11 protein-coding genes and 3 tRNA genes are annotated in these 13,642 nt (G+C 61.3%); 10 read left to right on the top strand and 4 right to left on the bottom strand.

Annotated features, from left to right (window positions below):
* Window position 1 precedes the first annotated feature (1 nt).
* Window positions 2-211 carry a hypothetical protein gene (locus tag AC19YR_RS00665; protein WP_095108061.1) on the bottom strand — a complete coding sequence of 70 codons (210 nt, stop codon included), beginning with the start codon at window positions 209-211 and terminating at the stop codon, window positions 2-4.
* 107 nt (window positions 212-318) lie between these two features.
* Window positions 319-885, bottom strand: coding sequence for a dCTP deaminase (gene dcd, locus AC19YR_RS00670; RefSeq protein WP_095108060.1), 567 nt, complete (start codon window positions 883-885; stop codon window positions 319-321).
* A 351-nt stretch (window positions 886-1,236) separates the two neighbouring features.
* On the opposite strand from dcd, the gene AC19YR_RS00675 reads away from it, so the two are divergent.
* Window positions 1,237-1,446, top strand: coding sequence for a cold-shock protein (locus tag AC19YR_RS00675; RefSeq protein WP_014336857.1), 210 nt, complete (start codon window positions 1,237-1,239; stop codon window positions 1,444-1,446).
* Between the two features lie 121 nt (window positions 1,447-1,567).
* Here AC19YR_RS00675 and AC19YR_RS00680 read toward each other — a convergent pair whose 3' ends face one another.
* On the bottom strand, window positions 1,568-2,575 hold the full coding sequence (locus AC19YR_RS00680; RefSeq protein ID WP_500596761.1) for a DUF481 domain-containing protein: 1,008 nt from the start codon (window positions 2,573-2,575) through the stop codon (window positions 1,568-1,570).
* Between the two features lie 163 nt (window positions 2,576-2,738).
* Here AC19YR_RS00680 and AC19YR_RS00685 point away from each other — a divergent pair, with 163 nt between their 5' ends.
* From AC19YR_RS00685 to AC19YR_RS00700, 4 genes are all read left to right on the top strand, one after another.
* Window positions 2,739-3,083: an MGMT family protein gene (locus AC19YR_RS00685; protein WP_095108058.1), complete on the top strand. Its 345-nt coding sequence runs from the start codon at window positions 2,739-2,741 to the stop codon at window positions 3,081-3,083.
* Between the two features lie 44 nt (window positions 3,084-3,127).
* Window positions 3,128-4,660 (top strand): AmpG family muropeptide MFS transporter, encoded by a 1,533-nt coding sequence (locus tag AC19YR_RS00690; RefSeq protein ID WP_500596762.1) that lies wholly within the window; start codon window positions 3,128-3,130, stop codon window positions 4,658-4,660.
* 125 nt (window positions 4,661-4,785) lie between these two features.
* Window positions 4,786-6,501, top strand: a complete 1,716-nt coding sequence (locus AC19YR_RS00695; protein ID WP_095108056.1) for a proline--tRNA ligase — start codon at window positions 4,786-4,788, stop codon at window positions 6,499-6,501.
* A 19-nt stretch (window positions 6,502-6,520) separates the two neighbouring features.
* Window positions 6,521-7,474, top strand: coding sequence for a hypothetical protein (locus AC19YR_RS00700; RefSeq protein ID WP_095108055.1), 954 nt, complete (start codon window positions 6,521-6,523; stop codon window positions 7,472-7,474).
* A gap of 37 nt (window positions 7,475-7,511) precedes the next feature.
* On the opposite strand, the gene dinB is transcribed toward AC19YR_RS00700, so the two are convergent.
* On the bottom strand, window positions 7,512-8,573 hold the full coding sequence (gene dinB, locus AC19YR_RS00705) for a DNA polymerase IV (RefSeq protein WP_095108054.1): 1,062 nt from the start codon (window positions 8,571-8,573) through the stop codon (window positions 7,512-7,514).
* A 300-nt stretch (window positions 8,574-8,873) separates the two neighbouring features.
* Here dinB and AC19YR_RS00710 point away from each other — a divergent pair.
* The 5 genes from AC19YR_RS00710 (at window position 8,874) to AC19YR_RS00730 (ending at window position 13,601) form a co-directional block, all read left to right on the top strand.
* Window positions 8,874-8,950: transfer RNA gene (locus AC19YR_RS00710), tRNA-Met, on the top strand.
* 153 nt (window positions 8,951-9,103) lie between these two features.
* Window positions 9,104-9,180, top strand: a tRNA-Met gene (locus AC19YR_RS00715).
* 132 nt (window positions 9,181-9,312) lie between these two features.
* Window positions 9,313-9,389, top strand: a tRNA-Met gene (locus AC19YR_RS00720).
* 274 nt (window positions 9,390-9,663) lie between these two features.
* Window positions 9,664-12,306 carry a bifunctional lysylphosphatidylglycerol flippase/synthetase MprF gene (gene mprF / locus AC19YR_RS00725; protein ID WP_500596763.1) on the top strand — a complete coding sequence of 881 codons (2,643 nt, stop codon included), beginning with the start codon at window positions 9,664-9,666 and terminating at the stop codon, window positions 12,304-12,306.
* Window positions 12,306-13,601 carry a virulence factor family protein gene (locus AC19YR_RS00730; protein WP_500596764.1) on the top strand — a complete coding sequence of 432 codons (1,296 nt, stop codon included), beginning with the start codon at window positions 12,306-12,308 and terminating at the stop codon, window positions 13,599-13,601. The genes mprF and AC19YR_RS00730 overlap by 1 nt, the downstream gene beginning before the upstream one ends.
* The last annotated feature ends 41 nt before the right edge of the window (window positions 13,602-13,642 follow it).

Consider the following 13,642-nt stretch of genomic DNA (forward strand, 5'->3'; position numbering starts at 1 on the left):
GTCAGGCCACTGGGGCCGGTGGCGGCTCGTCCGGCAGGGTCGGTTCACCGGGCTCGGTGGGCTGTTCGTTGGGGGTATCGGGGTCAGGCTGGCCGGGAATACCACCTGCCATGCTCACGGGTGGATGGGCCAGCAATGACCAAGCCAGCACGCCAACTTGATTGGGCGAAAGCCTCGCCAGTTCAGCACTGATTTGCGGATCGATCTTCATGGGGGACTCCTGGGCGATGGCCCGGCTCGCCTTGCGCGAACCAGAGCGGTACTGCTTGTAGAGTGCAGGTACGCCCAGGAATTCCCACGGTTTGTCAGATACTCGGATCAGGTCCGAGGCAGGGTGACGCCGAGCTGGCCCTGATACTTGCCGCCACGGTCCTTGTAAGAGGTTTCACACTGCTCGTCGGACTCGAAAAACAGCATCTGCGCCACGCCTTCGTTGGCGTAGATCTTGGCCGGCAGCGTGGTGGTATTAGAGAACTCCAGGGTCACGTGGCCTTCCCACTCCGGTTCCAGCGGCGTGACGTTAACGATAATGCCGCAGCGCGCGTAGGTGCTCTTGCCCAGGCAGATGGTCAGCACGTTGCGCGGAATGCGGAAGAATTCCACGGTGCGGGCCAGGGCAAAGGAGTTGGGCGGGATGATGCACACGTCGCTCTTGACGTCGACGAAGCTCTTTTCATCGAAGTTCTTCGGATCGACAGTGGCCGAGTTAATGTTGGTGAACACCTTGAATTCATCAGCACAACGCACGTCGTAACCGTAGCTCGACACCCCGAAGGAAATCACCCGGTCAGCGCCTTCGCCGCGTACCTGACGCTCTACGAAGGGCTCGATCATGCCGTGCTCTTGCGCCATGCGGCGAATCCACTTGTCCGATTTGATACTCATGGCGGGTGTCCTGAAATAGCGAGGTGGAGAAAATCTGTCCGGCATCTTACCGGGGCGCGCCTTAGGGTTCAAAGACCGGCATGTTTTTCTCGCTTTTCCCACAATAGCTGGGCCCCGCGGGCTCCGGCTGTCACCTTCAGTCACGAAAACCCATAAACCTTTACAAAGACCATTGGCACGTTCCGGAAAAAGGGTTAAGGTGGCGCCACTGTGCTGCTTGTGTCACTGAGAATCTCTACACGATGTTGAATTTCGATCCAACCATCTCCAAGAATTTTTCCTGCTCTTTGCACTCAGTCTCGGCCAGGGCTTTTCCTGAGTCGCAGTTAACTTTGTCCAAGGAGATACACCATGTCTAATCGCCAAACTGGTACCGTTAAGTGGTTCAACGATGAAAAAGGCTTCGGCTTCATCACTCCACAATCCGGTGACGACCTGTTCGTTCACTTCAAAGCTATCCAATCCGACGGCTTCAAAAGCCTGAAAGAAGGCCAACAGGTTTCTTTCGTCGCTACCCGCGGTCAGAAAGGCATGCAAGCTGAAGAAGTTCAAGTTATCTAACTTGTACTGATTACAGCTAAAAGCCCCGCCCTCAAAAGCGGGGCTTTTTTGTGCGCGTCTGTTTTACCTGAATGTGCCGGCGATAGCGCGGTAAATATCGCTATCGCCGATAAACCCAGCCTTACCAGGTCACGCCGAAACCGGCGGTGTAGCGGGTCTTGCTCATATCACTGTCGTTGGTGCCGGTGATGATGTCCTTCTCGGCCTTGAGGTTGAGCGAGGCCCATTCCGTGACCCGATAACGCAGGCCCACTTCGGCATCCAGCGCATAGTCGGCGACGCCCGCCAGGGGCTTGCCCACTTCGCCATTAGTGAAGAACTCAACGCTCTTGCCTAGCAGGTAGCGGTTGTAGTCCCACTTCATGGCCAGGGAATAGAAGTTGTCCTTACCACCGTCCGAATACTCATAGTCGGTGCGGTTGACCAACGACCCCAGCGAGAACGCCCCCAACTCGTCATCCCAGAACTGGTAACCCGGGCCAGTACCGACAGTACGTTGGCGGGCCAGGTCTTCGACTTTGTCGCGCTTGTAGGTCAAACGCCCCTGCCAGAACCACTGCTCGGTGAGGAAGCGGTCCAGCGCATACTCGGCACTCCAGTTGTCGGTGGTCACCACGTCATTCTGGAACACCCGGTTGTACTCGCCCTCGGCAATATGCCGCCACTTGCCATGGCGAGCGGAGGTCTTGAAGTCGACGTCGTAGTCGTCGACGTCTTTCTCGGCGCGCTGATAGTCCAGCGCCACATCGACATTACCCTTCCAGACGAGATCCTCGATCACAGGTTTAGGCTTGATGATCTGCTCGATACTGGCCAGCTCGACGGTTTTCGGCGCCTCGCCGCTGGCCAAGATCACCATGCCCTCCTCGGCCGCGTGCAAGGACTTGGCCTTCTCGCCCACATAGGCATCCTGCTTGACCAACAACTCCTGATCGCTCTCCAGGGTCTTGACCTGATGCCAGTCCAGAGCCACGACCCCGGCGTACTTGGTTTGGATCAGCAATTTGCCGCCATCGAACACCTTGATCTTGCCACTGAGGCGGTCGCCATTTTTCAACCAAACGGTATCGGCCAATACAGGGGTGGAGGTACTGAGGACAGCGAGGCACAGCAGGGATCTGGACAGCATAAGCAAAGACAACGCTCGAGTTCGCGGAAAAAACCGGCATTATCCCCATGGATAAAGCCTTAGGAAGGACTGACCCGAGTATTTGAGTTGAGTTCACTTCCCATTCGAGAATCAGAGACGTTTCCTACATTAATACGGACATACCTCCTACTGGACCACCACAATGAGTGACACGCCCGAAAGCCCGGCGCAGATGCGCCGCACCGCGCTTTACCTGACGCTGGCCCAAGTGCCCGAAGGCAAAGTGGTCAGCTATGGCCAGTTGGCAGAACTGGCAGGCCTGGGTCGCGCGGCGCGCTGGGTAGGCCGCACCCTCAGCCAGTTGCCCGGCGATAGCAAACTGCCCTGGCACCGCGTAATGGCAGCGGGCGGACGTCTGAGCCTGCCCGCCGGTTCCGCCTCGGGTGACGAGCAACGTGCGCGTTTACGCAGTGAAGGTGTCAGTATCCTGAACAATCGTGTTGATATTCAGCGCCATGGCTGGCGCCCGGTAGAGCACAGCGGTTAGAGTGCGCGCTTTGTTTCCGTACTTCTTGAGGCAGACTCCAGCCCATGCCCCGTAAAACCTGGCGAGCCGCACTTGCCGCCTATGCCAGCCCCTCGACGCTCGTGTTGTTGCTGCTTGGTTTCGCTGCCGGCCTGCCTTACATGCTGGTGTTTTCTACGCTGTCGGTCTGGTTGCGCGAAGCCGGTGTGGCGCGCGAAACCATCGGTTATGCCAGCCTTATCGGCCTGGCCTATGCCTTTAAATGGGTGTGGTCGCCGCTGCTCGACCAGTGGCGCCTGCCACTACTGGGCAAACTGGGGCGCCGGCGCTCTTGGCTCGTCCTGTCCCAGGTGTTGGTGATCCTCGGCCTGGTAGGCATGGGTTTCTGTGACCCGCAAAAACACCTGTCCTGGTTGATCGCCATTGCCGTGGTCGTGGCGTTCGCCTCTGCGACCCAAGATATCGCCGTGGACGCCTATCGCCTGGAGATCGCCGACGACACCCGCCAGGCTGCCCTCGCCGCTGCTTATATGTCCGGTTACCGGGTCGCGGCGCTGCTGGCGACCGCAGGCGCGCTGTTTTTCGCCGAAGGCTTCGGCTCCACCGGGTTCAGCTACAAGCACTCAGCGTGGACCGGCACTTACGTGCTGTTCGGCGCGCTGATGGTGCCCGCCCTGCTCACCACGCTTTTTATGCGCGAGCCACCGGTGCCCTTGCGCACCCAACTGTCGGCCGGGCGCTACAGCTTCGTGCATCAACTGGCATCGGTGTTCGTGCTGATCGTGCTGCTGGTGTCGGTGCCGGCCCTGTGCACTCAGCTCTATAACACCGACTTCGCCAGCGTGTTATTCGAGGGCGTCAGCCTGCTGGACCTCCTGCTGGAAGACCGCGCATTCCTGCGTGCCATCCTCTACGGCACCCTCACCGCACTGTGCCTGTCCGCCATCGGCCGACGCGGCCTGGCGCCGGTACTGACGCCGGTCAACGACTTTATCCTGCGCTACCGCTGGCAAGCCCTGCTGCTGCTGGGGTTGATTGCCACCTATCGCATGTCCGACACGGTCATGGGCGTGATGGCCAACGTGTTCTACATCGACCAGGGCTTCACCAAGGATCAGATCGCCAGCGTCAGCAAAATTTTCGGCCTGATTATGACCCTGGTAGGCGCCGGCATGGGCGGCCTGCTGATCGTGCGCTTCGGCATCCTGCCGATCCTGCTGATCGGCGGCATCGCCTCGGCCGGCACCAACCTGCTGTTCCTGATGCTCGCGGGTATGGGCCCGGACCTGCAAATGCTGATGGTGACCATCTCGCTGGATAACTTCAGCTCGGGCCTGGCCACTTCCGCCTTCGTCGCCTACCTGTCGAGCCTGACCAACCTCAAGTTCTCCGCCACCCAATACGCCCTGCTCAGCTCAATCATGCTCTTGCTGCCACGCCTGATCGGCGGCTATTCCGGGGTGATGGTGGAGAAGTTCGGCTATCACGACTTCTTCCTGATAACCGCCCTGCTCGGCGTGCCGACCCTGCTGTTGATCGCCCTACACTGGTTCCAGGAAAACCGCCGCATTCGCCTGAACCCGCAAGAGCAAAGCTGACACCCCAGGGCCACGTGGGCGCAAACGCCTACAGGGCCTGGCCAACCTGATGCCTGTACGCCAGCAATTACCGCCCGTACAATGCCCAGTCATTTCTCGTCATCAGCAACCGACAACGGCCTACCATGCGCACCAGTCAATATTTGCTCGCCACACAGAAAGAAACGCCTTCGGACGCGGTCGTCATCAGCCACCAGCTGATGCTGCGCGCCGGCATGATCCGCAAACTGGCCTCTGGCCTGTACACCTGGTTGCCCATGGGGCTACGGGTCATGCGCAAGGTTGAAGCCATCGTTCGCGAAGAAATGAACGCCGCCGGCTCCCTTGAAGTGCTGATGCCGAGTACCCAACCGGCCGAGTTGTGGCAGGAATCCGGGCGCTGGGAAGAGTACGGCCCGGAATTGCTGCGCTTCAAGGATCGCCATGGCCGCGAGTTCTGCGCCGGCCCGACCCATGAAGAAGTCATCACCGACCTGGCCCGCAACGAGTTGAGCAGCTACAAACAGCTGCCAATCAACCTGTTCCAGATCCAGACCAAGTTCCGCGACGAAATCCGCCCGCGCTTCGGCCTGATGCGTGGCCGCGAGTTCATCATGAAGGACGCCTACTCCTTCCACGCCGACCCCGCCTCACTGCAAGTCACCTATGACCGCATGCACCAGGCGTACTGCAACGTATTCACACGCCTGGGCCTGAAATTCCGCGCGGTCGAGGCTGACAACGGCTCCATCGGCGGCGCCGGCTCCCACGAATTCCACGTGCTGGCCGAGTCCGGCGAAGACGACATCATCTTCAGCAATGGCTCCGACTACGCGGCGAACATCGAGAAAGCCGAAGCCGTGCCCCGGGAAACCTCCCGCGCCGCGCCGAGCGAAGAGCTGCGCCTGGTCGACACGCCCAACGCCAAGACCATCGCCCAACTGGTCGAGGGCTTCAATCTGCCGATTGAAAAAACCGTCAAGACCCTGGTGGTTCACGCGCAAGAAGCCGGCAAGCTGATCGCGCTGATTATCCGTGGCGACCACGAGCTCAACGAAATCAAGGCCGCCAACCAGCCTGGCGTCGCCAACCCTCTGGTCATGGCCAGCGATGCCGAACTGCGCGACGCCATTGGCGCCGGTGCCGGCTCCCTGGGCCCGCTGAACCTGCCATTGCCGATCATCATCGACCGCTCGGTCGCGCTGATGAGCGACTTCGGCGTCGGCGCCAACATCGACGACAAGCACTACTTCGGCGTCAACTGGGAACGCGACCTGCCGGTTCCGACCGTGGCCGACCTGCGTAACGTGGTCGCCGGCGACCCAAGCCCGGACGGCAAAGGCACCTTGGAAATCAAGCGCGGCATTGAAGTCGGGCATATTTTCCAACTGGGCACCAAGTACAGCGAAGCCATGAAGTGCCAGGTCCTGGGCGAAAACGGCAAGCCTGTGACCCTGTCCATGGGCTGCTACGGCATCGGCGTCTCTCGCGTGGTGGCTGCCGCCATCGAGCAGAACAACGACGAAAACGGCATCATCTGGAGCGATACCCTGGCACCTTTCCAGATCGCCCTGGTGCCCCTGCGCTACGAAACCGAACAGGTGCGCGAAGCCACCGACAAGCTCTACGCCGAACTGACGGCTGCCGGCTTCGAGGTGCTGCTGGACGACCGCGACAAGAAAACCAGCCCCGGCATCAAGTTCGCTGACATGGAACTGATCGGCATTCCCCACCGGATCGTGGTCAGTGACCGCGGCCTCGCCGATGGCAACCTGGAATACAAAAGCCGCACCGAAGCCGAGGCACAAGCGCTGCCGGTCGCTGACGTGCTGTCGTTCCTCCAGGCCCGTATCCGCCGCTGAAACCAGATCAAGAGACGTCATGTTCAAGCGAAACACCTTAGGCCTCGGTGGTGCCGCCCTGTGCGGCGCCCTGCTGGTCAGCGGCTGTGCCAATCACATGTCACAACGCAGCGAGCACGAGGAACGTGTCGAGCGCAAATTGCTCGAACACAGCCTGCAGATCGATGTCGGCGAGCCTAAGGTGCTCGAACTGCCTCAGCGCCGCGTGCGGATCCACGAACAGAAGACCTTCGAGGTCACTGAATTCGAGGTCACCCGCCGCTACGACCGCTACACCCCGTACCAACCCTGGCGGGAGGTCTACGAGATCCCGTTGGGCGCGGTCGCGGTGGTCGCGGGTATCGGCGCCAATGTGCTCAACGTGATCGCCCTGGGCAACCTGCCCGACAGCGTCACGCGGGACTGGATCAATTACGGTTTCGCCGGGCTCAACCCGGCCATGAACGTGCCATCCCATGGCCGCGCCCAGCAGAACCTGGCCGCCATCGAAGAAACCCAGCGCGATAAACGCCTGGAATACTCGAGCCTGCCCTGGAGCGAACGCCCGGTAGAGGTCAAGGCCGGCAAGCAGACCTTCAACCTGAGCACCGACCGCAACGGCGTCCTACGCCTCAACCTGCTGGACAGCCCCTTCTCCGAGCAGGACCTGAACCACATCGGCAAATTGCAGATCAGCGTGGAAGATGCCCAGGACGACGTGCATTCGGACTCGTCGCTGGCCATCAGCAGCACGTTGCGCGGCAAGTTGCTGGAGGCTCACGCCCTGATCTACGACGACCTGGAGGATGACGAGGTGAGCCAATGGGTGCACCGGGTCAAACGTCTGTCGGAGCTGGGTTTGGAAGAAGAAGCCAGCGAACTGGAACAGAGCCTGATCGAACTGACCCGCAACGATCCCGAGTTGCAGGGTGAATTCCTCAAATCCCTGACCAAGGACGCCGGGCGCCTGGTCGCCGACCCTGGCGCCAACTGATACCCCAGTAGCGATGGCGGCCGGGACGGCGCCATCCTTACCGCTCGAACAGATCCAACTGTTCAAACCCGCCGCGCAAATCCTGTAGACGCACGCCAATGCCCAGCAACCGCACCGGCTTATCCCCGCGCTTGAAGGCCTGGGTCAGCATCTGCGTGTAACCCTGCAAATCCCGCCCTACTCCCGCCTGTTCCAGGGTGGTTTGCGTGAAATCGTGGAACTTCACTTTGACGAACGGCTTACCCGGGCGGTAGCTGCTGTCGATCCGCGCCATGCGCCCGGCCAGGGTTTCCAGCAGTTCAGGGAGCTTTTCCAGGCAACTGACCAGATCTGGCAGATCTACATCGTAGGTATTTTCAACACTGACCGACTGACGTCGGCTGTCGTTGTGCACCAAACGCTCATCGATCCCACGGGCCAACCCCCAGAGCCGCTCACCAAAACTGCCGAATTCACGTACCAGCGCTAACTTGTTCCAGTCCCGTAGCTCCAGGCAGGTGCTGATGCCCAGGCGCGCCAGTTTCTGCGCCGTAACTTTGCCCACGCCGTGCAACTTGCTGACGGGCAGCGCAGAGACAAAATCCTCGACCTGATCCGGGGTAATCACGAACAGCCCATTGGGCTTTTTCCAGTCGCTGGCGATTTTCGCCAGGAACTTGTTCGGCGCCACCCCCGCCGACACCGTGATGTGCAACTGGTTAGACACCCGCCGGCGGATATCCTGGGCGATGCGCGTGGCGCTGCCATCGAAATGCGGGCACTGGGAGACATCAAGATAGGCCTCGTCCAGCGACAACGGCTCAATGAGGTCGGTGTAGTCGCGAAAGATTCCCTGGATTTCCTTGGACGCGGCTTTATAGGCGTCCATGCGCGGCTTGACGATGACCAGGTCCGGGCACAGTTGCAAAGCGTGGCGGGACGACATGGCAGAACGTACGCCATAAGCGCGCGCCTCGTAGTTGCAGGTCGCGATCACGCCCCGATGGTCTGCCTGGCCGCCGACCGCCAACGGCTTGGCGGCCAGGGCCGGGTTGTCGCGCATTTCGATGGCGGCATAAAAACAGTCGCAATCGACGTGGATGATTTTGCGCTGCGTCATATAAAGGCAGGTTTGGCCAAGAGGAAAAGGACTACAAGATAAATGGAAGCGTAGTATCGCACTGAGAACTGTATATAGCACCAGTACTTTGCTTCTTCTGATTGAGGCGGCGGAAGAAGCGCTAGTAATTTATTTGCTCAATCGAATTAAAGTCGTCAATAGAGCTGAAAGCCATACCTGGCAACCCCTGCAGCGGTTCACGTCCTCTCGATCGGGGTCCTAAGCGATTGAAGCCAAAGAGGTTTCCCCAGGTTTTCGGTTGACAGCCCAGCGTTCCTCTGTAGAATGCCGCCACACAGACGCGGGATGGAGCAGTCTGGTAGCTCGTCGGGCTCATAACCCGAAGGTCGTCGGTTCAAATCCGGCTCCCGCAACCAAACATCAAAAAAGGCTACTCGCAAGAGTGGCCTTTTTTGTGCGTGTCGCTTTTGAGTAGATACCCTTTTCAATCAAAGGCTTAGCTAAGTTGTCCATCCAAGCCATTAACGATTGACACCTGCGCGTATGCCTGTAGGATGCCGCCACACAGACGCGGGATGGAGCAGTCTGGTAGCTCGTCGGGCTCATAACCCGAAGGTCGTCGGTTCAAATCCGGCTCCCGCAACCAAACATCGAAAAAGGCTACTCGCAAGAGTGGCCTTTTTTGTGCGCGCAGGTTTTTAGGTCAGGTGCTGATTGCACGGCCCGGCAGATTAGCGATTGACACATCTTGATTGGCCTGTACAATGCCGCCCACAGACGCGGGATGGAGCAGTCTGGTAGCTCGTCGGGCTCATAACCCGAAGGTCGTCGGTTCAAATCCGGCTCCCGCAACCAAACATCGAAAAAGGCTACTCGCAAGAGTGGCCTTTTTTGTGCCTGTAAGAAATTTCCTTCCAGAACAATAGCCTGCAGCGAAAAGCAGGCACCGGGCCGCTACCCTGCGCCCATTAGCGACTATGCTCTTGCGCTGCTCCACTCCGGCACCTACACCGCGCGGGGGCGGTGAAACAGGATTTGCCGTTGTAACTATCTGAAATAATTTTTCCCCAGGGATTGGTTACCTGGCCGGATGCCCCCATCCTGTCGCGCACCATCCAAGAGGTGATTGATGCGCGCCCATTCGTCCGATCCACAAGACACCGTCACCGCAACCCAACCCATCGCTGCCAAACGCCTGCAATGGCTGGACTTGCTGAGCAAGTACCGCCAGCCCATCGGCCTGGCCGTGACGCTGTTGCTGTTCGCCATGGCCTTGATCGCCTGCCGCCATTTGTTGAGCGCGCTGGACCTCAACGCGCTGCACGACTCGATCCTGAATGTGCCCAAACCGGCGCTGCTCGGTGCCTTGGCCGCGACAGCCGCCGGTTTCGTTTTCCTGCTCGGCTATGAATGGTCCGCCAGCCGTTATGCGGGTGTCAGCCTGCCGCCGCGCACCCTGGTCCTGGGCGGTTTCACCGCGTTTGCCATCGGCAATGCCATTGGCCTGTCCCTGCTTTCGGGGGGTTCGGTGCGCTATCGCCTGTATGCGCGCCATGGCCTGGGGGCGTCCGACGTGGCGCACATGACGCTCTTCGCCAGCCTTTCCCTGGGCTGCGCGCTGCCACCGCTGGCCGCACTGGCGACCCTGAGCAACCTGCCCGCCGCCTCGGCGGCGCTGCACCTGCCCGAAGCGCTGTTGGGCACGATTGCCGTCGCGGTACTGCTGCTCGGCGCGGTGCTGGCCGTGGGTATCTACCGCCGTCGCCTGCCCGAGCAACCCTTCAAAGACAGCCTGCTGGTACGCGCCGGGCGCCGTACCCTGCGCCTGCCGGGGCGGCGCCTGACCTTCTTGCAATTGCTTATCACCGCGCTGGACGTGGCCGCTGCCGCTACCGTGCTGTACTTGCTGCTGCCCGAAGCCCCGCCCTTTGGCGCCTTCGTGCTGGTGTACCTGCTGGCCCTCGCCGCCGGCGTGCTCAGCCATGTGCCTGGCGGGGTCGGGGTGTTCGAGGCGATCCTGCTGGCCGCCTTTGCCAACCAACTCGGCGCCGCGCCACTGGCCGCCGCGCTGCTGCTGTATCGCTTGATCTATGTGATCCTGCCGCTGTTGGTGGCGTGCTTGCTGTTGCTGGTCAATGAAGGCCAACGGTTGTTCCAGTCGCGCCAGTCGTTGCGGGTCGCTTCCGGCCTGGCGGCGCCCATTCTTGCGGTGCTGGTGTTCCTCTCGGGGGTGGTGCTGCTGTTTTCCGGGGCGACACCCGAGATCGACACGCGCCTGGAGCACATCGGCTTCCTGATTCCCCATCGCCTGATCGACGCCTCGCACTTTGGCGCCAGCCTGGTGGGCGTGTTGTGTCTATTGCTGGCCCAGGGCCTGCGCCGGCGCCTGTCGGCGGCGTGGATGCTGACTACCGTGTTGCTGCTGGTGGGCGCCCTGCTCTCGCTGCTCAAGGGCTTCGACTGGGAAGAGGCCAGCCTGCTGACCCTCACCGCGTGCCTGCTGGCGGTGTTCCGCAGTTCGTTCTACCGCCCCAGCCGCCTCACCGAAGTGCCCTTCTCACCGCTGTACCTGGTGGCCAGCGTGTGCGTGCTGGGGGCGTCGATCTGGCTGCTGTTGTTCGCCTACCAGGACGTGCCCTACAGCCATCAGTTGTGGTGGCAGTTCACCCTCGACGCCGATGCGCCCCGGGGCCTGCGCTCGTTGCTGGGCGCCGCCGTGGTGCTGGTGGTGGTGTCGCTGACCTGGCTGCTGCGCACCGCCCGCCCGGTGATCCACCTGCCCAACAGCGAGGAACTGGCCAAGGCCTGGAAGATCCTCATGGCCTCGGCCCAACCCGACGGTGGCCTGGCCCTGACCGGCGACAAAGCGCTGCTGTTCCACCCCAACGACGACGCTTTCCTGATGTATGCCCGCCGCGGCCGCAGCCTGGTGGCGCTGTACGACCCCATCGGGCCGCCCCAGCAACGGGCAGAGATGATCTGGCAGTTCCGTGACCTGTGCGACATCCACCATGCCCGCCCGGTGTTCTACCAGGTGCGCGCGGAGAACCTGCCGTACTACATGGACATCGGCCTCACCGCCATCAAGTTGGGCGAAGAGGCCCGCGTCGACCTGCTGCGTTTTGACCTCGAAGCCAAAGGCAAGGAGATGAAGGACCTGCGCTACACCTGGAACCGCGGCACCCGCGATGGTTTATCCCTGGAGATCCACGAACCCGGCCACGCGCCGATGGACGAACTCAAGGTCATCTCCGACGCCTGGCTGACGGGCAAGAACGTGCGTGAAAAAGGTTTCTCCCTCGGGCGTTTCAGCGAGGACTACCTCAAGCATTTTCGCGTTGCGGTGATCCGCTTCGAGGGACGGCCGGTGGCCTTTGCCAACCTGCTGGAGACCTACAGCCATGACCTGGCCAGCCTCGACCTGATGCGCGCCCACCCGGACGCGCCCAAGTTGACCATGGAGTTTTTGATGGTGGGTCTGATCCAGCACTATAAAAACCACGGCTATGCCCGTTTCAGCCTCGGCATGGTGCCGCTGTCGGGCCTGCAACCGCGGCGCGGCGCGCCCCTGACCCAGCGCCTGGGTTCGATGGTGTTCCGCCGTGGCGAGCAGTTGTACAACTTCCAAGGCCTGCGCCGCTTCAAGGACAAGTTCCAGCCGGACTGGGAACCGCGTTACATGGCTGTCCCCGCCGGACTCGATCCGCTGGTGGCTCTGGCCGATACTGCCGCCCTGATTGCGGGCGGCCTGACTGGATTGGTGAAACGCTGATGACTCTACGCTTCTGGCGGTATGTATTGGTCACCCTGGTGACCCTGGCCCTGATCGCCGCGCTCGGTTACTGGTATTGGAACCGCCCGGCGCCCGAACCGAGCCTGGAACGCCTGGCGCCGGCCGATGGCGCCGCGATAACCCGTGTCACCCCCGGCACCGCACCACGGGCCCACGTGGTGGTGGCGGTGACCGACGAACAGACACTCAGCGACGCCCAGTTGCTGGCCCTGAGCCGTGGCGCCAGTGCACAGATCGTCCAGGTGATCCTGCCCAGCGACTGCATCCACCAGGGCCGCGCCCTGCAATCGGCGCTGCGCCAGTTGCACGGCCCGGCGACCCTGGTCAGCGGCATCGGCCCGGGCGCGGTGCTGGCCTGGCGTTGGCTGGCGGAACAGAAAGACGACAAGGCCCAGGCTGTCTCGGTGGACCTGGCCCTGGAAAAACCCGGCTGCACCCACCTGCTGCCCAGGAAAGCAGCCTACGGCCATTGGCTGGCGGCGTGGAACGACAACCCCGACGACACCAGCGCAGGCTTCGTGCGCGACCAGCCCAATGCGCAAACCAGCATCAGCGACTACGACATCAACCTGACCCAAGTGCTGAACAACGAGCTGCGCAAAATCCTGATCGGCGCCGACAAGGGCAATGGCGGCCTGAACATCCCCGTGGTGGAAGTCCCGGCCCAGGCGAACAACGACACCGTGACCCTATTCCTCTCCGGCGACGGCGGCTGGCGCGACCTGGACAAGGACGTGGCCGGGGAAATGGCCAAGATCGGCTACCCGGTCGTGGGCATCGACACCCTGCGCTACTACTGGCAGCACAAGAGCCCCGAGCAAAGCGCCACCGACCTGAGCGAACTGATGCAACACTACCGGCAAAAATGGGGCACCAAGCGCTTCGTCCTCACCGGTTACTCCTTCGGTGCCGATGTGCTGCCGGCCATCTACAACCGCTTGCCCGAGGCCGAGCAGCAACGGGTCGATGCCATTATCCTGCTGGCCTTCGCCCGCACCGGCAGCTTTGAAATCGAAGTCGAAGGCTGGCTCGGCAACGCCGGCAAAGAAGCCGCCACCGGCCCGGAAATGGCCAAGCTGCCCGCCGCCAAAGTGGTGTGCATCTACGGTGGCGAAGAGGCCGACGAAAGCGGCTGCACCGACAAGAGCGTCGTCGGCGAAGTGGTGAAACTGCCCGGCGGCCATCACTTCGACGAAAACTACCCGGCCCTGGCCAAGCGTTTGGTGGACCTCATCAACAAACGCCAGAACGACAGCAAAGTCGCCGAACAATAAGCTGAGCCCACACAAAAAAAGCCCCCGCTGCCGCAAGGCAA

The sequence above is a fragment of the Pseudomonas sp. MF08817 genome (genome assembly GCF_059862705.1).

Coding starts and splice junctions, on each gene's coding strand:
- mprF (WP_500596763.1), top strand. CDS start 9,664: ATGCGCGCCCATTCGTCCGATCCACAAGACACCGTCACCGCAACCCAA.
- AC19YR_RS00700 (WP_095108055.1), top strand. CDS start 6,521: ATGTTCAAGCGAAACACCTTAGGCCTCGGTGGTGCCGCCCTGTGCGGC.
- AC19YR_RS00730 (WP_500596764.1), top strand. CDS start 12,306: ATGACTCTACGCTTCTGGCGGTATGTATTGGTCACCCTGGTGACCCTG.
- AC19YR_RS00690 (WP_500596762.1), top strand. CDS start 3,128: ATGCCCCGTAAAACCTGGCGAGCCGCACTTGCCGCCTATGCCAGCCCC.
- AC19YR_RS00665 (WP_095108061.1), bottom strand. CDS start 211: ATGAAGATCGATCCGCAAATCAGTGCTGAACTGGCGAGGCTTTCGCCC.
- dinB (WP_095108054.1), bottom strand. CDS start 8,573: ATGACGCAGCGCAAAATCATCCACGTCGATTGCGACTGTTTTTATGCC.
- AC19YR_RS00685 (WP_095108058.1), top strand. CDS start 2,739: ATGAGTGACACGCCCGAAAGCCCGGCGCAGATGCGCCGCACCGCGCTT.
- AC19YR_RS00680 (WP_500596761.1), bottom strand. CDS start 2,575: ATGCTGTCCAGATCCCTGCTGTGCCTCGCTGTCCTCAGTACCTCCACC.
- AC19YR_RS00695 (WP_095108056.1), top strand. CDS start 4,786: ATGCGCACCAGTCAATATTTGCTCGCCACACAGAAAGAAACGCCTTCG.
- AC19YR_RS00675 (WP_014336857.1), top strand. CDS start 1,237: ATGTCTAATCGCCAAACTGGTACCGTTAAGTGGTTCAACGATGAAAAA.
- dcd (WP_095108060.1), bottom strand. CDS start 885: ATGAGTATCAAATCGGACAAGTGGATTCGCCGCATGGCGCAAGAGCAC.